General features: G+C 73.4%; 18 protein-coding genes. 2 read left to right on the forward strand and 16 right to left on the reverse strand.

The genetic code is table 11. From position 1 onward, the window contains the following. Nucleotides 1-68 precede the first annotated feature (68 nt). Nucleotides 69-1,145 (forward strand): ATP-dependent DNA ligase, encoded by a 1,077-nt coding sequence (locus tag AC07DW_RS10945; protein ID WP_478857320.1) that lies wholly within the window; start codon nt 69-71, stop codon nt 1,143-1,145. Here AC07DW_RS10945 and AC07DW_RS10950 read toward each other — a convergent pair. The 16 genes from AC07DW_RS10950 to AC07DW_RS11025 form a co-directional block, all read right to left on the reverse strand. Continuing rightward, nucleotides 1,122-2,462, reverse strand: a complete 1,341-nt coding sequence (locus tag AC07DW_RS10950) for a lytic transglycosylase domain-containing protein (RefSeq protein ID WP_478857321.1) — start codon at nt 2,460-2,462, stop codon at nt 1,122-1,124. The two genes, AC07DW_RS10945 and AC07DW_RS10950, sit on opposite strands and share 24 nt — an antisense overlap. Beyond that, nucleotides 2,459-3,181 (reverse strand): hypothetical protein, encoded by a 723-nt coding sequence (locus AC07DW_RS10955; RefSeq protein ID WP_478857322.1) that lies wholly within the window; start codon nt 3,179-3,181, stop codon nt 2,459-2,461. Before AC07DW_RS10955 ends, AC07DW_RS10950 begins: the two co-directional genes overlap by 4 nt. A gap of 58 nt (nt 3,182-3,239) precedes the next feature. Continuing rightward, complete coding sequence (locus tag AC07DW_RS10960; RefSeq protein WP_478857323.1) at nt 3,240-3,776, reverse strand: hypothetical protein; 537 nt, start codon at nt 3,774-3,776, stop codon at nt 3,240-3,242. Nucleotides 3,777-3,791: 15 nt separating this feature from the next. Beyond that, nucleotides 3,792-4,361 carry a hypothetical protein gene (locus tag AC07DW_RS10965; RefSeq protein ID WP_478857324.1) on the reverse strand — a complete coding sequence of 190 codons (570 nt, stop codon included), beginning with the start codon at nt 4,359-4,361 and terminating at the stop codon, nt 3,792-3,794. 14 nt (nt 4,362-4,375) lie between these two features. Next, nucleotides 4,376-4,885 (reverse strand): hypothetical protein, encoded by a 510-nt coding sequence (locus AC07DW_RS10970; protein WP_478857325.1) that lies wholly within the window; start codon nt 4,883-4,885, stop codon nt 4,376-4,378. Then, the gene (locus AC07DW_RS10975) at nt 4,882-6,081 is read right to left on the reverse strand and encodes an MCE family protein (RefSeq protein ID WP_478857326.1); all 1,200 of its coding nucleotides are present in this window, start codon (nt 6,079-6,081) and stop codon (nt 4,882-4,884) included. Before AC07DW_RS10975 ends, AC07DW_RS10970 begins: the two co-directional genes overlap by 4 nt. After that, nucleotides 6,081-7,265 (reverse strand): MCE family protein, encoded by a 1,185-nt coding sequence (locus AC07DW_RS10980; protein ID WP_478857327.1) that lies wholly within the window; start codon nt 7,263-7,265, stop codon nt 6,081-6,083. Before AC07DW_RS10980 ends, AC07DW_RS10975 begins: the two co-directional genes overlap by 1 nt. Continuing rightward, nucleotides 7,262-8,368: an MCE family protein gene (locus tag AC07DW_RS10985; RefSeq protein ID WP_478857328.1), complete on the reverse strand. Its 1,107-nt coding sequence runs from the start codon at nt 8,366-8,368 to the stop codon at nt 7,262-7,264. Before AC07DW_RS10985 ends, AC07DW_RS10980 begins: the two co-directional genes overlap by 4 nt. After that, the gene (locus tag AC07DW_RS10990) at nt 8,365-9,486 is read right to left on the reverse strand and encodes an MCE family protein (RefSeq protein ID WP_478857329.1); all 1,122 of its coding nucleotides are present in this window, start codon (nt 9,484-9,486) and stop codon (nt 8,365-8,367) included. The genes AC07DW_RS10985 and AC07DW_RS10990 overlap by 4 nt, the downstream gene beginning before the upstream one ends. Then, entirely contained in the window at nt 9,483-10,514 is a 1,032-nt protein-coding gene (locus AC07DW_RS10995) for an MCE family protein (RefSeq protein WP_478857330.1), read from the reverse strand. Before AC07DW_RS10995 ends, AC07DW_RS10990 begins: the two co-directional genes overlap by 4 nt. Continuing rightward, nucleotides 10,511-11,746 (reverse strand): MCE family protein, encoded by a 1,236-nt coding sequence (locus AC07DW_RS11000; protein ID WP_478857331.1) that lies wholly within the window; start codon nt 11,744-11,746, stop codon nt 10,511-10,513. Before AC07DW_RS11000 ends, AC07DW_RS10995 begins: the two co-directional genes overlap by 4 nt. Continuing rightward, entirely contained in the window at nt 11,743-12,549 is an 807-nt protein-coding gene (locus AC07DW_RS11005) for an MlaE family ABC transporter permease (protein ID WP_478857332.1), read from the reverse strand. The genes AC07DW_RS11000 and AC07DW_RS11005 overlap by 4 nt, the downstream gene beginning before the upstream one ends. Nucleotides 12,550-12,551: 2 nt before the next feature. Continuing rightward, nucleotides 12,552-13,370 carry an MlaE family ABC transporter permease gene (locus AC07DW_RS11010; RefSeq protein WP_478857333.1) on the reverse strand — a complete coding sequence of 273 codons (819 nt, stop codon included), beginning with the start codon at nt 13,368-13,370 and terminating at the stop codon, nt 12,552-12,554. After that, complete coding sequence (locus tag AC07DW_RS11015) at nt 13,367-14,374, reverse strand: ABC transporter ATP-binding protein (protein ID WP_478857334.1); 1,008 nt, start codon at nt 14,372-14,374, stop codon at nt 13,367-13,369. The genes AC07DW_RS11010 and AC07DW_RS11015 overlap by 4 nt, the downstream gene beginning before the upstream one ends. Nucleotides 14,375-14,562: 188 nt before the next feature. Continuing rightward, the gene (locus AC07DW_RS11020; protein WP_478857335.1) at nt 14,563-16,101 is read right to left on the reverse strand and encodes a DUF6801 domain-containing protein; all 1,539 of its coding nucleotides are present in this window, start codon (nt 16,099-16,101) and stop codon (nt 14,563-14,565) included. 120 nt (nt 16,102-16,221) lie between these two features. Then, a complete protein-coding gene (locus tag AC07DW_RS11025) occupies nt 16,222-16,875 on the reverse strand; it encodes a hypothetical protein (RefSeq protein WP_478857336.1) in 654 nt (217 codons plus the stop codon). Nucleotides 16,876-17,395: 520 nt separating this feature from the next. Between AC07DW_RS11025 and AC07DW_RS11030 the strand changes: the two genes are divergently transcribed. After that, nucleotides 17,396-18,625 carry a PucR-like N-terminal domain-containing protein gene (locus AC07DW_RS11030; protein WP_478857337.1) on the forward strand — a complete coding sequence of 410 codons (1,230 nt, stop codon included), beginning with the start codon at nt 17,396-17,398 and terminating at the stop codon, nt 18,623-18,625. Nucleotides 18,626-18,654: the final 29 nt, after the last annotated feature.

Consider the following 18,654-nt stretch of genomic DNA (forward strand, 5'->3'; position numbering starts at 1 on the left):
CACAGTAGGGCGCCCCGAGGGACATCGCATATCGGGCATAGCACCCAAGGGTCGGGCAGAATCGAGCCATGGACCTGCCGGTGATGCCACCCGTGAAGCCGATGCTGGCCAAGTCCGTGAAGAAGATCCCGCCCGGTATGCACTACGAGGCCAAGTGGGACGGCTTCCGGGCCGTCGTCCACCGGGACGGCCCCGAACTGGTGATCGGCAGCCGCACCGGCAAACCCCTCACCCGGTACTTCCCCGAGCTGGTCACCGCCCTGCCGCCCCGGCTCCCGGAACGCTGCGTCGTGGACGGCGAGATCGTCATCGCCCATGAGGGGCGGCTGGACTTCGACCGGCTCACCGAGCGCATCCACCCCGCCGCCTCCCGCGTCGCGATGCTGGCCGAGCGGACCCCGGCGCGGTTCATCGCCTTCGACCTGCTGGCCCTGGGCGACGAGTCGCTGATGGACAGCCCGCTCGTCGAGCGCCGGGCGGTCCTGGAGGAGGCCCTGCGCGGTGTCGACGCCCCCGTCCACCTCGCCCCGTCCACCACCGACATCGACGTGGCCCGGGGCTGGTTCGAGCAGTACGAGGGCGCCGGGCTCGACGGGGTGATCGCCAAGCCCCTGGACCTGCGCTACCGGCCCGACGCCCGGCTGATGTACAAGATCAAGCACGAGCGGACCGCCGATGTGGTCGTGGCCGGCTACCGCTTCCACAAGAGCGGCCCGGTCGTCGGGTCCCTGCTCCTCGGCCTGTACGACGACCACGGCGCCCTCCAGCACGTCGGCGTGTGCGCCGCCTTCACCGCGAAACGTCGCGCGGAACTCGTCGACGAGCTGGAGCCGCTGCGTATGGACCCGCCCGAGGGCCACCCCTGGGCCGCCTGGACGGACGAGACGGCGCACGAGACCGCCCGGCTACCGGGCGCCCCGAGCCGCTGGTCCGGCAAGAAGGACCTGTCGTGGGTGGCGCTGCGGCCCGAGCTGGTGTGCGAGGTGGGGTACGACCACATGGAGGGCAGCCGGTTCCGGCACACGGCCCAGTTCCGCCGGTGGCGGCCGGACCGGGCGCCGGAGAGCTGCGGGTACGGGCAGTTGGAGGAGCCCGTCTCGTACGACCTCGGTGAGGTGCTGTCAGGAGGCGGGGGCGGGGTTTGAGCACGGTTCGCCGGCGAGGGTGCCGGCGGGCGCCGGTTCCGTGGCCGGGCCCGGGGCCGGGTCGGGGTCCGGGTTGCGGGCCGGGTCCGGAGGGGGCGGGCCGGTCGGCGGCGGGCAGGTGGGGTGCGACGGTTCCGTGGGGGTGGGGGTCGGGGTGGGCGTGGGGGTCGGGGTGGGCGTGGGCGTCGGAGTGGGCGTGGGCGTGGGCGTCGGGGTGGGCGTCGGAGTGGGCGTGGGCGCCGGGGTCGGGGACGGGAGGGAGGGCGACGGCCTGGGCGGGGACGGGGAGGGGTGCGGGGTGACGGGCGGCCGGGACGGATGCGTGGGCCGGGCGGGAACGACGGGCGGGCGGGGCGAGGGCGGCGGGCCCACCACGATCCCGCCGCCGGGCGGGGCGGGACGCGGGGCCGGCTTCGGGACCTTGCCACCGCCGGTGACGGCGGTGCCGCCGGTGCCACGGCCCGCGCCCGGGCTCACCGGGAGCACGCCCGTGGTGTCCGGCACGGCGTGCGCGCCGCCCTGGTAGAAGGCCAGCCAGGCCAGGACGGTCCGCAGGTAGGCGCCCGAGTGGTTGTAGCTGAGCACCGCCCGGTCCAGGTCCGCCTTGACCGTGAGGGTCCGCTCCCCCGCGCACAGGTAGTGCCCGGCGGCCAGGGCGGCGTCGTGGACGTTGCCGGGGTCCCGGCGGCCGTCGCCGTTGGCGTCCGCGCCCCAGCGGGCCCAGGTGGAGGGGATGAACTGCAGGGGGCCGACCGCCCGGTCGTACACCGTGTCGCCGTCGTACGCGCCGCCGTCGGTGTCCGTGATCCGGGCGAACCCCCGGCCGTCGAGGACCGGACCGAGGATCGGCTCCAGCGTGGTGCCGTGCGCGTCCACCCGGCCTCCGCGCGCCTGACCCGACTCGACCTTGCCGATCGCGGCGAGCAGCTGCCACGGCAGCCGGCAGCCCGGGTCGGTGCGGGCGACGGCGGCCTCGGCGCGCCGGTAGGCGGCCAGGACGGTGGCGGGTATCCCGGCGTGGGCGGCGGCGACCGGACCGGCCGGGCGGACGCCCCCGGCCCCGGACGGGACGCCGCCGGGCCCAAGCGCCCGTGACGGCGCGGGCGGGAGAGCGAGCGGGGGCAGCTCCGTGTGGTACGCGCCGTCGTCCGCCGGCCGCGGCACCGGGGCCCCGGCAGGGCCGTCCGCCGCCGCCGGCACCGGCGGCGTGAGCGCACCGGGAGCCTGCGACGCGGTCAGCGCGGCCATCGCGGCGACGGCCGCCACCGTCCCGCCGACTCCCCGGCGCACGTTCGGCCGCCGTCCTCGTGACCTCATGAGCCCGCTCCCAGCGTGTCGATGACGGCGATGCGCCACGTGCCGTCCTTCCGGACCGCCTCCACCGCGAACATCGCGGCGCCGTACGTCGTCTCGGCCTTCTTGGCCGCCGTGCGGGTGTTGCTCTGGTCCGCGTAGACCAGCACCCGCGCCCGGTCCCCGTCGATCAGCTCCACCCCGCTGTGGGTGACGGTGGTGGTGAGGACGAGCTTCTGCCCGGCGGCCTGCGCCCGGACCGGTGCGAGCATCGCGCGGTGCTGCCCGACCGCCTTGCCGGTGAGGTGGGCCCGGACGGCCCTGTCGGCCGGGGCGGTGGCCGCGTAGTCGTACGAGAACAACTCGTTGACCGCCTTGGTCACCCGGCCCTTCAGCTCACTGGTACGGGCGATGTCGGTGAGCGCGGCGTTGCGGGCGGCGGGTGTGTCGCGCAGGGCGGCCGCCTCCCCGGTGGCCCAGGCGGCGAAACCGCCCAGGAGGACGGTGAGGACGCCCAGCGCGGCGGGCAGCCGCCGGCGCGGCCGGGCCCGTGGCGGTGACGCCCCTGCCTCGTCGCGGGGGTCGGGCGCCGCTGCTCGGTCGGGGAGCCCGGCACCGTGGGGCCGGCCGGCGCGGTCGGGCCGCTCCGGGCGGTCGGGGCGCGGTGGTGGTGCCGCCGGGCGGGTGGCCTGCGCTGCCGTCAGGCGGCGTTGGCGGTTGATGAGGTGTCGGGTCGTCGACATGGTGCCGGGTCCTCTCGGTTCCTCGCGGTTCCGCGCCGGGGTCCTTCGCAAGGCGCTCTCAGTCGGCGGTGGCCCCGGTGCTGCCGACCGGTGCCTGGCCGAGGGCGCTGAGCTTCCAGCCCTCGGGGGTGCGGGTGAGTTCGCCGAGCATCCGGCTCTCCTTGGCGGCGGGTGCGCCCTTGGGCGGGGTCACCGTGATCCGGAGGGCGACCATCACGCTCGCGCGCCCGGCCCGGGTGTCCAGTTCGGTCACCGCGCCCGACAGCACCTTCGCCGAGGTCACCGTCCTCGCCTGCCGGATCTGCCGCTCGAACTGCGGCCGCCCGCCGGTCAGCTGGGCCAGCAGCTCCCCGGTGGCGGAGTCCTCCCAGGTGTCCAGTCCTCGCCGCAGGTCGCGGTGGTCGAGGGTGTTCATGTTCTGCACGGCCTGCTCGCCCGCGGCGAGCGCCTCGTCGCGGGCGGTGGCGTACGCGGCGGACTCGTCGTGCGCCGCCGCGTACCAGGACCAGCCGCCCCAGCCGGCGCCTCCGGCGGCGAGGAGGGCCAGTGCGGCCGCCGCCGTCAGGAGCGGGTTGCCTCTCGTGGTGCGGGCCATCGGTGCGGGTGCCCCCTATCGCGATCGGATGTCGACGATCCGCCAGCGCCCGTCCCGCGCTTCGGCGGTGACGGAGAGCTGCGCGGCGACCGTGGTGGCGCGTTTGCCGGTGCGCTGGGCGACCTGGTCGAGGAAGACCAGGAGGTGCGCGCCGCGGTCGTCGAGCCGGGTCACCCCGGCGCGTACGACATGGGTGGTGAGCGTCAGTCCCTGCAGCGCCGCCCGCTGTTCGACCTGGCCGAACAGCGCCTCGTACTGGCGGGCCGCCCTGCCCGCGAGCAGCCGGCGCGCGGCCTCCCGGGTCGTGGCGGTGTCGCCGGGCCCGTACGAGAAGACCCGGGTGAGTGCTCCGCCGACCTCATCGGCCACCCGGGAGGTGGCGCCGGTGTCGGACAGCGCCCGGTTGTGCAGGGCGGGCGCCCCGGTCAACTGCTGGGCGCGGAACAGCAGCCCGGCCCCGGCGCCGAGGAGCGCCACCACCAGCACGACGGCCGTCCAGGGGCGCGAGGTCCGGGGGCTCTCGGGCACCGGCGGCGCGGGGTCGTCCTCGGTGGACGCGCGCGGCGCGGGTATCAGGGTCCTCACCTCATGGGCTCCCTTCATGGTCCGCCCACCGGTACGGCGGTCAGGGCGGTGACCTTCCAGCCGCCGCCGGTGCGGGCGAGGGAGGCCTCCAGGCGTTTGCGGTCCGTGCCGCCCGGCCGGCCGCCGACGGGCGAAATCTCCACGCTCACGGTCGCGATGAGCTCGGCCGTGCCGGCCCGGTCGTCCAGGGCGGTGAGGGCGGCGTCGGTCACGGTCGCGCGGGTGGAGGCGCCGCCCGTGTCCTTCCGCGGGTCGGTCGCCTTCAGCCGCGCGTGGAGGTCTCCGGTGGTCGCGTCCAGCCACTGCGCCCGCACCGCGTCGGGGCGCGCGGCGTCCACGCTGCTGAGGCGGGCGACGTGGCCGCGCCCCGCCGCCAGGGCGTCGTCCCGCTCCTCGGCGTACGCCCGCGTCCCGTCGGCCGCCGCCCGGGCGTACGACCAGCCGGCCAGGCCGCACAGGAGCGCCGCCACCGCGACCGCGGCCCACCGTCCGAACCGGGCCCGCCCGCCCCGCCGGCGGTTCACCGGCCGTCCCCGAGCCCCAGCAGGCCGCCCATGCCGTCGGCTGCGGCCGGGGCGCCGCCGGGCGCCGTGGCCGGGGGCGGGAGCGGGCCGCCCCGGGGGGCGTTGGCGGAGCCTCGGACGTTGACGCCGCTCGACGGCGGGGAGGCGCAGCGGGCCCCGGTGTTGAGGGCGGGCGGCGACGACAGGTCCAGGCCGTTGCGGTACCGCGTCCCGCCGTACCCGGCCGTGCAGGGCAGCGGCTCGAAGAAGGTGACCGACATGCCGAGGTTGACGCCCTGGGGGGTCACGGCGGTCGCTCCGGCGGCCACGACGGCCGGCATCCGCACCAGGAACTCCTCCATGCCCCGCTGGCGGGTCACCGCCACCTCCGAGGTGGTGAGCAGGTTGGCCAGGACGACGCCGAAGGCCGGGTCGAGGTCCCGCAGCAGTCCGCTGACCTGGCCTGCGGCGTCCGGAGCCGCGGTGATCAGGGCGCGCAGGTCGGCGTCGGAGCTCTTGAGCCGCGCGGCCAGCTCCTTGGCACCGGCCGCGAACGAGGTGAGCGCCTCGCCTTCCTCCGCCTGGGTCCGCAGCACCGTCTCGCCGTCGGTGATCAGCCGGGAGGTGGCGGGCAGCGCCTCGTCGGCGGCCGCCACGAGGTCGCTCCCGCTGTCGATCAGTGCCTGGAGGTCGTCGCCGCGCCCGTTGAGGGCCGTGCCGAACTCGTCGACCACCGTGCGCAGCGCCTCCAGGTCGATGGAGGCCGCCAGGTCGCCCACCCCGGTCAGCACGGTGGTGACGGGTGCGGGTGTCCGGGTGTCGGAGCGGGCGACGACCGCGCCGTCGCGCAGGTACGGGCCGCTGTCGGAGGCCGGGCGGAGGTCGATGTACTGCTCGCCGACGGCGGAGAGGTTGGCGACGACGGCTTCGAGGTCGGCGGGGATGGCGGGGGCCGAGTTCTTGATCCGCAGTTCGGCCTCCACCCCGTCGTCGGTGAGCCGGATCGGCCCGACGCGGCCGACGGAGACGCCCCGGTAGGTGACGTTGGAGTGGGTGAACAGCCCGCCGGTGGAGTCGAGCCGGACACGGACGGTGTAGTGGTCGCGGAGGCCGACGAGGTGCCCGACGTCCGCGTACCGCACGCCGACGACCCCGAGGACGAGAGCGCCGATGAGGAGGAAGGCGAGGTTCTTCAGCCGGATGGCGGGGGTGAGCATCAGTTCCTCCCGGCGGGCGGCAGGGGCGCGGACGGCACAGGGCCCGACGGCAGGGCCGCGGGCGGCGCCGCCGGCAGGAGTCCCGAGGGCAGGGGCAGGGGCGGCCCGGTGGTCCGCGCGGTCGGTGCGGTCTCGTCCGGGGGCGTGAGCGCCGGGACGATCTGCGTTCCGGGGGCGGCGGTGAGGTCCAGGTAGACGTTGAGGTAGTCGCCCTTGACGCCGCGCAGCACCTCGTCGGTGAACGGGTAGGTGAGCAGCACTTCCAGCGAGTCGGGCAGGGCCTTGCCGGAGTCGGCGAGCGCCTGGAGGGTGGGGCCGAGGGCCTTGAGGTCGGCGATGATGTCGGCCTTGCTCCTGTTGACGGTGTCGACGGCGACGCCCGAGAGGGTGTCCAGCGCGCCGAGCATGGTGAGGAGCGAACCGCGTTGCTTCTGAAGGACTTTCAGGCCTGGACCGAGACCGGTGAGGACCTTGTCGACGTCCTGTTCGCGGGTGGCGAGGGTGGCGGTGAGCCGGTTGACGCCGTCGAGTGCGGCGGTGATGTCGCTCTTGTTGCTGTCGAGGGCGGCGACCAGGGTGTTGAGCCGTTCGAGCAGGGAGCGGACCTCGGGCTCGTTGCCGCCCAGGGCGGTGCCCAGCTCGGTGGTGATGGTGCGGAGCTGCTGGATGCCGCCGCCGTTGAGGAGCATCGACAGGGCGCCGAAGACCTCCTCGACCTCGGGGTTGCGGTTGGTGCGGCTCTTGGGGATGCGGGCGCCGTCGGTGAGGCTGCCGTGGGCCTTGGGGGGTGCGGTGAGCTGGATGTACTTCTCGCCCAGCAGGCTGGACTGTTCGAGGTGGGCGTAGGCGTTGGCGGGGAGCCGTACGTCGCCGTTGACCCGCATGGTGACGGTGGCGGTCCAGTTGCCGCGGTCGAGGGCGATGCCGGTGACGCGCCCGACGGCGACGTCGTTCACCTTGACCGCGGACTGCGGGACGAGGCTGAGGACGTCGGCGAACTCGGCGGTGATCTCGTACGGGCGGTCGCCGAGGTCGGCCCCGCCGGGCAGCGGCAGCTGCTCGATGCCGGACAGTTCCAGGCCCCCGGCGGGCGTGTCGCAGCTCGTGACGGTCACCGGGATCCCGACGGCGAGGGCGAGGGCGGCCGCGATGCCGGCGGTGGTGGTACGGGACGGCCGGTTCACCGCGCACCGCCCTTCCCCGGTGTCCCGTAGACGGTGCCGACCGCGGGCAGCGGGAGCGCGGGCAGCGCCTTGCGCCGGTCGGGGGTGACGGGGACGAGGCCGTCCGGCGTGGCCGCCGCGCCGCCGGTGCCGGGGACGCCGGTGCCGAAGCTCAGTTCGTTGATGTTCGCGCGGCCGTTGAGCGTGCGGTGGACCGGGTCGTACGCCTTGAGGGCGTTCCCGGCCGCGAGGGGCGCGGTGTCGAGTGCCTCGGCGAGCGAGGCGCGCTGGTCGACGAGGGTCCGGGTGAGCGGGACGAGGAGGTCGACGTTCTTCTTCAGGCTGCCGCGGTTGTCCTCGATGAAGGTCTTCACCTGGGCGAGGGCGGTGCCCAGTTCCTTGAGCGCGGCACCCAGGTGCTCCTTGTCCTCGGCGAGGAAGCCGGTGACGGTCGCGAGCCGCTGTTCGGCCGTGCGGACGTCGCCGTCGTTGTTCTTCAGCATGGTGGTGAAGGCCTGGAGGTGGGTGAGCGTGGCGAAGAGGTCGCCGCTGCTGCGGTCCAGCGTCCTCGCGGCCTTGCCGAACTGCTCGATGGATTCGCCGATGGCCTTGCCGTTGCCGCGGAGGTTCGCGGCGCCGGTGTCGAGGAGCCCGGCCAGGGCGCCGTCGGCGTTGGCGCCCTTGGGACCGAGGGCCTCGCTGAGTTCGGTGATGGACGCGTACAGCTGGTCGACCTCCAGGGGGGTGGCGTTGCGGGCGGCCGGCAGGACGGCGCCTTCCCGGATCTCCGGTCCGCCCGTGTAGGCGGGGGCGAGCTGGATGTAGCGGTCGGCGACGACGCTGGGCGCGACGATGACCGCGTGGGCGCCGGCGGGGACGCGGACGCCCTCGTCGATCAGCAGGGTCACCTCGACCTCCTTGCCCTCGGGGCGTACGGGGCCGACGCTGCCGACCCTGACCCCGAGGACGCGGAGGTCGGAACCCTCGTACACGCCGGTGGCCCGGTCGAAGCGGGCGGTGATGCGGGTGGTGCGGGACTCGTCGAGGGCCATGACGCCGGAGGCGCCGGCGACGGCCATGAGGGCGAGTCCGGTGGTGATGCCGAGGGCGCGTCGGAGGTTCACCGGGCACCGCCTCCTGTCGGCTTGGGCGGCAGGCACCCGGTGGCCGGGGGTGTGCCGGGTGCCAGGTAGTTCCGGGGGACGAGACCGCAGACGTACGTGTCGAACCAGCGGCCGTTGCCGAGGGTGTTGCCGACGAGCCGGTAGTACGGCCCGGCCAGCGCCAGCGTCTTGTCGAGGCTCTCGCGGTTCTTCAGCAGGACGCCGGTGACCCTGCCGAGTGCGGCCAGGGTGGGCCCGAGCTGCCGGTCGTTGTCCCGCACCAGGCCGGTGAGCTGGGTGCCGAGGTTCCTGGCGCCGGTGAGCAGCTGGTGGATGGCGTCGCGGCGGGCCTGGAGTTCGCCGAGGAGCAGGCTGCCGTCCTCCAGGAGCGTCTCGAAGCTGCTCTTCTTCCCCTCCAGGGTTCGGGTGAGCTGCCTGCTGCCCTTGAGGAGTTCGGCGAGCTGCGCGTCGCGCGAGGAGACCGTCCGGGAGAGGGCTGACAGGCCGGTGGCGGCGCTGCGCACGTCGGGCGGGGAGTTCGCGAACGTGGCGGAGATGGCCCGGAAGCTCTCGGCGAGCTGCCGGGTGTCGATGGCGTCGATGGTGTCGCCGAGGCCGGTGAGGGCCTGGGTGACGTCGTAGGGAGAGGTGGTGCGGGAGGCGGGGATGCGTTCGGTGGGGTCCTGGGCGCGGCCGCCGAGGGGGTCGACGGCCAGGTACTTCTCGCCGAGCAGGGTCTTGATGGCGATGGCGGCGGTGCTGGAGTCGCCGATCCAGGTGGTGTCGTCGACCTCGAACGCCACCCTGACCTTGGCGCCGTCGAGTCCGATGGCGGTGACCTCGCCGACCTTGACGCCGGCGACGCGGACCTCGTCGCCCTCGTCGAGCCCGGCGGCCTCGGTGAAGTCGGCGGTGTAGCCGGTGGTGCCGCCGGTCAGGGCGTCCACCTGGTACGCGCCGAGGGCGATCAGGGCGAGGAGGAGCAGGCCGACGACGCCGACGGTGACGGGGTCGCGGTCCCGTACGGGTGTGAAGGCCGGCGGCTTCCGCCGTGGCCGCCCCGGGGGCGGGGCGCTCGGGCGCGGCCGGCGGTGGAGCGGGAGGCGGAACCGCGTCGGGCGCGGGTGCGGGAGTCTCATGCGCGGCACCTCGGTTCGGTGAGCGCGATACCGGTGGGGGCCGGGGAGCCGTCGTCGGTGGTGACGCCGCTGACGGTGGCCTCGCAGAGGTAGAGGTTGAGCCACGATCCGTACGAGGCGAGGCGTCCGACGGCCTGCATCTTGGCGGGTGTGGTGCGCAGGAAGTCCTCGATCCGGTCGGTGCTCTCCGCCAGCTGTCCGGACAGTCGGCCGAGTTGGCGGATGTCGGTCTTGAGCGGGGCCCGCCCGTCCTCCAGGAGGCCGGCGGTGACGGTGGTGAGCGATCCCATGGCGGTGATGGCCTCGCCGAGGGGTTCGCGGTCGCCCGCGAAGCCGCTGACGAGCTGCTGGAGGGTGACGACGAGGTCGTTGAAGCGGGCTTCCCGGTCGTTGACCGTCCTCAGCACCGTGTTCAGGTTTTTGATCACTTCGCCGATGACCTTGTCCTTGCCCGCGACGGTGGTGGTGAGCGATCCGACGTGCTCCAGGAGGGCGTCGACGGTGCCGCCCTCTCCTTGCAGGACCCGCACGATCGATCCGGCCAGGTCGTTGACCTCGTCGGGCGACAGGCCCTGGAAGAGCGGCTGGAACCCGTTGAAGAGCTGGGTGAGGTCGAGCGCGGGCGTGGTGCGTTCGAGCGGGATGACCGCGCCGGCGGGCAGCGACCGGCCGACGGGTCCGGTGCCGCGGTCGAGGTCGACGTAGCGCTGGCCGACCATGTTGAGGTACTTGATCGACGCGGTGGCCGAGGCGGGCAGGGCGCGTCCCTTCCTCACGGCGAAGGCGACTTCGGCCACCCGTCGGTCGGCGACCCTGATCGACTCGACCTGTCCGACCTTGACCCCGGCGATGCGGACGCTGTCGCCCTCGACGAGTCCCGTGGCGTCGGTGAAGCGGGCCCGGTAGGTGACGGTGTCGCCGACGCCCTTGTTGGCGACGGAGAAGGCGAGGACGGTGGTGGCGAGGACCGTCACCACGACGAACGCGAGCGATTTGACGAGCGGTCCGGCCAGGGAGCGGCGCTTCACTTGAGGGTCACCTCCGCTCCGCGGAAGACGGGTCCGGTCAGGACGGTGCTCCAGTCGGGGAGGGCCTGCGGGGCGGTCCCGAGGCCCGGGGCGATCAGTTCGTTGACGAGCTGGTTCTCCTGCGGCGAGTTGGGCAGGCCGAGGCCGCGGTCGGCCGCGCGGGACGCGGGGGCGGGCGCGCCGGTGTAGGGGACGGCGTAGCAGTGGGGGCCGCCGGTCGCGTCGTACACCGGCCGGTCCTTGCCGGGGACGTACCGGCCGAGGGAGGGGACGGTCCTGAGGTTCACATGGAGGCCGGGCTCGTCGGTGCCCTTGCCGAGCGCCTTGTCCATGGCGGGGACGAAGCCGGCGAGGGTGCGCAGGGTGCAGGGGAACGATGAGGAGTGGCGGGCGAGGAGTTCCAGGGTGGGGCGGGAGGCGGCGGAGAGCCGGATGATGTTGCTCCGGTTGTCGCGGAGGAAGGACGTCAGGTCCTGGGCGGAGGCGGTGGTGGTGCCGTAGAGGTCCGCGAGCCCGGCCTGCTGGTCGGCGATGGTGCCGCTGGTGGTGGTGAAGTCGGTGAGGGCGTCGAGTACGTCGGGGGCGGCGTCGCCGTACACCCGGCTGACCTCGACGAGGTGGGTGATGTCCCGGTTGAGGGCGGGCAGGTGGGGGTTGAGGCGCTTCAGGTGGCCTTCGAGGGTGACGAGGGTGTCGCCGAGCTGCCGCCCGCGCCCTTCGAGGGCCTGGGCGACGGCGGTGAGGGTGGCGGACAGCTTCTCCGGCTTGACGGCGGTGAGCAGCGGGAGGAGCCGGTCGAGGACCTGTTCCAGCTCGACGGCGTTGGCGGAGCGGTCCTGCGGGATGGTGTCGCCGGCCGCGAGGGCGCGCGGGGACGGGCCGGCGCCGGGCGGTACGAGGGCGACGAACCGTTCGCCGAAGAGGGTGGTCGGCAGCATCTGGGCGGTGACGTCGGCCGGGACCCGGTCGAGGTGCCGGGGGTCGAGGGCGAGGGTGAGCCGGGCGCCGGTGCCGTCGGAGCGGATGTCGCGCACCTCCCCGATGACCACGCCGCGCAGTTTCACCTCCGCGCCGCGGTGCATCTCGTTGCCGGCGCTGCCGGTCAGGACGGTGATCGTGGCGTCCTGGGTGAACTCCTTGCCGTACACCGCCAGCGAGAGCCGGACCAGGAGGACGGGCACGAGCAGGAACACGACCCCGGCGAGGCGTCTGCGTACGGTCGTTGTGTTCATCCGGCCACCTTCACGGTCGTCGTCGCGCCCCAGAGCGCGAGCGAGAGGAAGAAGTCGGTCACGCTGATCAGCACGATGGCGTTGCGTACGGAGCGGCCGACGGCGACGCCGACGCCGGCCGGGCCGCCGGTGGCTCGGAAGCCGTAGTAGCAGTGGGCGAGGATCACCATCACGCTGAAGATCAGGACCTTGAGGATGGAGAGCAGGACGTCGTCCGGCGAGAGGAAGAGGTCGAAGTAGTGGTCGTAGGTGCCCGCCGACTGTCCGTTGAACAGGACGGTGACCGTGCGGGAGGCCGCGTAGGAGGAGAGCAGCCCGATGGCGTAGAGCGGGACGATCGCGACGACGCCCGCGATGATGCGGGTGGTGACGAGGTAGGGCATGGACCGCACGCCCATCGCTTCGAGGGCGTCGACCTCCTCGTTGATGCGCATGGCGCCGAGCTGGGCGGTGAAGCCGGCGCCGACGGTGGCGGAGAGGGCGAGGCCGGCGACGAGCGGGGCTATCTCGCGGGTGTTGAAGTAGGCGGAGATGAAGCCGGTGAACGCGGACGTGCCGATCTGGTTGAGCGCGGCGTAGCCCTGGAGGCCGACGACGGTGCCGGTGAACAGGGTCATGGCGATCATCACGCCGATGGTGCCGCCGATGACGCCGAGGCCGCCGCTGCCGAACGCGACCTCGGCGAGGAGGCGTTGCACCTCCCGGAAGTAGCGCCGCAGCGTGCGCGGTATCCACGCCAGGGCCTTGACGTAGAAGACGAGGTGGTCGCCGGAGCGGTCGAGCCAGGCGAGCGGGGACGCCATCGTCAGGCCCCCTTCGCCGGGACGATCTGGAGGTAGAGGGCGGTGAGGACCATGTTGACGAAGAAGAGGAGGAGGAAGGTGATGACGACGGACTGGTTGACCGCGTCACCGACCCCCTTCGGTCCGCCGCGCGGATTGAGGCCCCGGTGGGCGGCGACGATGCCGGCGAGGAAGCCGAAGATCAGCGCCTTGATCTCGCTGATCCAGAGGTCGGGGAGCTGGGCGAGGGCGGAGAAGCTGGCGAGGTAGGCGCCTGGGGTGCCGTCCTGCATGATCACGTTGAAGAAGTAGCCGCCGAGCGTGCCGACGACGGAGACCATGCCGTTGAGGAGCACGGCGACGAGCATGGTGGCGAGGACCCGGGGGACGACCAGGCGCTGGACGGGCGAGACGCCCATGACCTCCATGGCGTCGAGCTCCTCGCGGATCTTGCGGGAGCCGAGGTCGGCGCAGATGGCGGAGCCGCCGGCGCCGGCGATCAGGAGGGCGACGATCAGCGGGCTGGCCTGCTGGACGACGGCCAGGACGCTGGCCCCGCCGGTGAACGACTGGGCGCCGAGCTGCTGGGTGAGCGAGCCGACCTGGAGGGCGATCACCGCGCCGAACGGGATCGAGACCAGGGCGGCGGGCAGGATGGTGACGCTCGCGACGAACCAGAACTGCTCCACGAACTCGCGCAGTTGGAACGGCCGCCGGAACATGTCGCGCGCCACGGTGGCGGCCAGCGCGAACAGTCGCCCCGTCTCCCGCAGGGGCGCGAGCGCCCGCGTGGGCGGCCGGTACGGGCCCGCGTCCGGCTCGGCTTCCGGGTCCGCGGTCATGAGACGGCACCGCCGACCGCGCCGGCGGGCGCGCCGTCGACCCGGTCACCGGCCGCGTAGCTCCGGAGGATCGCGGCTCTGGCGGGCTCCGGCAGCTGGGGCAGCAGGGCGAGGACCCGCTCGCGGCGGCGCGCCACGGCGGCGCGGGGCGGCAGGCCGGGCGACGGCTCCAGCTGGGGGGCGAGGGTGCGGGGGGCGTACGGGGCGGACGTGCGCTGCTCGCGCGCCAGCGTGGCGGCGTCCTTCTCCTCCGACATGCCGATGGGGCCCTCGCGCCGCCCGCTGAGGAATTGCGCCACGACCGGCTCGTCGCTGGTGAGCAGCACCTCGCGCGGTCCGAAGGTGACGAGGTTGCGGCGGAAGAGCATGCCCATGTTGTCCGGGACCGTGGCCGCGATGTCGAGGTTGTGCGTGACGATGAGCATCGTGGCGTCGATCTGGGCGTTGAGGTCGATCAGCAGTTGTGAGAGATACGCGGTGCGGACGGGGTCCAGCCCGGAGTCGGGTTCGTCGCAGAGGATGATCTGCGGGTCGAGGACGAGGGCGCGCGCCAGTCCGGCGCGTTTGCGCATTCCGCCGGATATCTCGCCGGGCAGTTTTCCCTCGGCGCCGACGAGCCCGACCATCTCCATCCGCTCCATGACGATGCGGCGGATCTCGGACTCCTTCTTACGGGTGTGCTCCCGCAGCGGAAAGGCGATGTTGTCGAACAACGACATCGAGCCGAAGAGGGCGCCGTCCTGGAACATCAGCCCGAACAGTTTCCGTGTTTCGTAGATGTCGCGCTCGGGACTGTTCACCATGTCGACGCCGTCGATGAGGACGCGTCCGCGTTCGGGTTTCAGCAGCCCGATGATGGATTTCAGGAATACCGTCTTGCCGGTGCCCGAGGGACCGAGCATCACGCTGACCTCGCCGGCGGGCAGGGTGAGGGTGACGTCCTGCCAGACATTCTGTCTGCCGAAGGATTTGGTGAGTCCTTCGACGACCACTTCTGTTCCCACCACAACTCCCAGGTCCCGCTCTTGCTGAGGAAGTGACAAAAGTGCGTCGGGAAGCGCACGTTACGGTCACTCGACGGACATCGACAAGCGCCCCGCACGACGCGTTCGGAGTGACCGGATGGTTTGTCACCGGGTGACAAACCGGTTCCGTCCCCTTGTCGCCGGGTGCGTAACGGCACTCGGCCGGATCACCGTTCGGGCTTCGGCTTCGGCGGCTCGGGGCAGTATTCCGGCTGGCCCGGCGAGCACAGCACGCCCTGGGTCATCCTGGTGTGGTTGCCGCCCCCGGACAGCGAGGCCGTGAACAGCCGGTCCAGGTCCTCCGTGACGCCGCAGCCGCTGAACTCCGGAATGGTCGCGGTGCCGGTCAGCGGGCCGCCGGTGACCACGGTGTACCCGTGCGGCCTGCCCTCGGCGTCGTACGAGCCGCGGCCGGTCAGGGACAGTTCCATGGGCCGGGCGGTGCGGCACGCTGGGCCGACGTCGAGCGGGGTCCCGTTCACCTTGACGTCGCTGAGCCGCACCCACAGTCTCGCGGTTCCCCTCGTCACCTCGGAGAACTGGCCGTCGGGTGAGAAGTAGCTGCCGGTGGCGATCTCCATGGGCGCGTCCAGAATGAGTTCCGCGGTGGCCGTCGTCGGCATGAACCCGAACGTGAGGAACGTCGACCGGACGGGCGGCAATTGCGGTTTCCCCCTGTACGAGAACGTGGCGTCGCTGTACATGGTGAAGACCAGCCCGTCGTCGCGCGGGCACTGATAGGTCTGGGTGGCCTTCGCCATGTCCACCTTCATCAGGCCCGGATCCTTGATGAACATGGCCGAGCCCAGTTTCCGGACGTTGGCGAAGCCGGCGATGTAGCCGTGGCTCGGTACCGGATCCTGCGTCGCGGGCGGCTGCTCCACGCACTCGCCGGCCGCGCCCGCCCGGGGTCCCGGAGCCCTGTCCGTGGGCGGGCGGGGCGGTGCGGGGGGCGTCCCGTCCCCCGGGTCGCCGGGGCTGCCGGACGGCTCCGCACCGGCCGGGGGCCGCTCGCCGGGGGCCGGGGGGCGCTCGTCCACGACCGGTGGCCGCTCGCCCGCGCCGGGCACCGCGAGGACGGCGACGCGGCCGATGGTCAGGTCCTGGTCCTGGTCCGGCTCGCAGGTGACGGCGAGCCCCGGCGGCGTGGTCGGGGTGTTGTCGGCCTGGCGCAGGAGCAGGTCCAGGGTGACCGGGCCGGCGGAGAAGGTGAGGTCGCCCCCCGACGAGGCGGTCACCGTGGGCACCGCACCGGCGCCTTCGACGGTGTGCGGCCCGGTGGCCGGGAGGGCGCGGTCCGGGACGGTCAGCTGGGTCCAGGGCAGGTCCGCGGTGTCGTCGCCCTGCGCCACCCGTCCGGTGAGGCGCGCCGCTCCGTTCGCGGTCGCCGCGCCCAGGGCACGGAGCTCGGCCACCGCCTCCGCGGGCAGCTCCACGGCGACCCGCGCGTCCGCGGGCCGTACCGGCCGGCCGGCCGCGACCTGCCGCGGCAGCGCGGTCGAGACCCGCACCCGGGCGGGGTGCCGGCCGCCCGGCGGACCGCACCGGTAGCCGAACTCCGCCTCCACGGGCCGCATGCCCTCGTCCACGGCGATCCCGGTGCCGGTGCCGGGCACGAGCCCGGCCACCAGGACCGCTGCCCCGATCGACGCCGTGCGCGCCCAGGTACGCCGGCGCCGGTCGCCGCCCCGCCTGCTGTCACCCATCGGTCTCACTCCCACATCGCCCGCTGCTGTCCGTCCCCGCGGTGGGCACGGGCCCTCACGTGGCCGTGCGGCCGGTGCCGGCCGACCGCACGACTCGTGACGGGCTCGCCCGTGTGACGCTTACGGGCTGGTGACCGTGATGACCGGCGAGACCTGGTACTTGGCGCCGAACTTGGCCTTGTCGCCGGTCTTGATCAGACCGGCGCAGGAGCCGGACGCGCTGGTGACCGTCAGCGCGGGCGTCGCGTCCGGGACGATCTCCAGCACGCCGGTGCCGTTGGTGTAGCTGCCGGTGTTGGCGGAGCCCTCGATCGTCGCGTTGCAGGTGCCCAGCAGGCTGGTGCCGGTGAGGGTCACCTTGACACCGGTCAGCGTGCCCTTGGTGACCCCGCCGCTGTAGGTCACGCCGTTCAGCTTCATCGGCTGGACGGACTGCGAGACCCACTTCGACCCCAGCGGACCGTTGCACTTCGTGGTGGAGGTGCCGAACGTGGCGTTGGCGATGGTGGCCACGCCGGCACCGCTCGCGTACACGCCGTCGACGGCCGTCCCGCTCGCGGCGTACACCGAGCAGGTGATGGTGGCGCCGGTCGTGACGTTGGTGAGTACGGCGTTGACCGCCGCGACGTTGGTGGCGCTGAAGGTGTCGTTGGCGGCCGGGTTGTTGACGGTCCACTGCGCCTGGGGGGCGGCCGAGGCGGTCGTCGCGGAGATTCCGGCGGCGGCCAGTAATGCGGCGGCGGAAATGGCTGAGATTCTGGTAATGCGTCGCACGGGCTGTTCCCTCCTGAGGGATGGGGGGTACCTGATGACCGCTTCTCCACCCCGCGTATGCGGCTCGTACGCGGCGGGGAAAAGCGGTGGCGGCTCAATTCACGGAACACGGGGCCTGATTCGGACGGCCACCAGGTCGAGCACGTTGCGCGATTGACGCTACGAGCGAGTAACCGGCCGCGCAATACTCGCCCGTAAGTTTTCCCCGCCACTCTTACCGACGGGTATTTTCTTGTCGCCCAGGCCACAGATCGCGTGGGTTTCTTGTCCAACAGTGAGTACTCCCGCCCCTCCGTCCCCGCGCCGCCCTTCTCCGGGCGCGGGTGACGGTCGGGCTTCGGCCAGATCCGCGCCCCGCACGCGCGGCCATGGTCGGAACTGATGCGCGGCCGGCGGCTCCTGGTCTATGTTCGGCACCCACGAAGTGCTCGAACCCGCCCGTACGTGGGAGTGCTTCCCCCCACGCGCCCCCGCACCACCTCCCCCACCGGCACACCCGGAGAAGGAGGGGCAACCCGCCATGCCCCGGTCCACCACCCAGCCGTCGGACGCGGGCGAGCCACTGGGGCCGCTCCCCCAGGAGTTCGCCGCCATCATCCGGCCCGAACTGCCCAGTCTCATCAAGGAGATAGGCATCGAGGTCACCCGCGCCTACCCCGAGTACGCCCGCCTCCTCAACGGCCCCTACGCCCAGGCGATCCGCCTGGGCGTGGAGCAGAACATCTCCGTCTTCGTCGACCAGGTCGCCTCCCCGACGGCCCCCACGACCCTGCGGGACGAGATGTGCCGGAGGTTCGGCCGGTTCGAGGCGTACGAGGGGCGCACCATGGAGACCCTCCAGGGCGCCTACCGCCTGGGAGCCCGGGTGGCGCTGCGGCGGGCCAAGAAGGTGGGCCGGCGCTACAACCTCTCCCCCTCCCTGATGCTGAGCTTCGCCGACGCGTTGTTCGCGTACGTCGACGAGCTGGAGGCGCTGTCCCGCGAGGGCTACCTCCAGGTACGGGCCGAGACGGTGGAGGAGGCCGAGGCGTTACGCAGGCGGCTGCTCCACCTCGTTCTCGCCGGGCCGCCCGTGCCGCGCACCGCCGTCACCGAGCTGGCCGAGCAGACCGGCTGGCCGCTGCCGGACCGGGTCACGCTCGTCGCCCTGCGCCCGCCGGCCCGGCTCTCCCGGTCCGGGAAACTCGACAACGATGTCCTGATCGACCTGAGCGACCCGCAGCCGCACCTGCTGCTCCCCGGCCCGCTGGACGAGGCGCGAAGACGGGATCTGGAGGCGGCGCTGCCCTCGACCCGGGGCGCCGTCGGCCTCACCGTCCCGACCGCGTCCGCCGCCGACTCGCTCCGCTGGGCCCGACGCGTGCTGGAGCTGATCGACGCCGGGGTCGTCGAGGACGCCCCGCTCGCCCTGGCCTCCGACCACCTGATCACCCTGTGGCTCCTGGCCGACCCCGCCCTCGTCGACCAGCTCGCCGAGCGTGAACTCGCCCCGCTCGCCGGGCTCACCCCCACCCGGAGGGACCGGCTCATCGAGACCCTGCGCATCTGGCTGGACACCCGCGGCACCGCCGCCCAGATGGGCGAGCTGCTCGACGTCCACCCCCAGACCGTGCGCTACCGGATGCGCAACCTGGAGGCGCGCTTCGGCGGCCGGCTCGCCGACCCGCGCTCCCGGTTCGCGACCGAGGCGGTGCTCCGCGCCCTGCACCTGCGCGCCGCGGGGACGCGCGGCCGGCGCGGCGGCGGCTGAACCGCCGCCGCACGGGCGGCTCCTCGGCC

It is taken from the genome of Streptomyces sp. NPDC045701 (assembly GCF_056432045.1).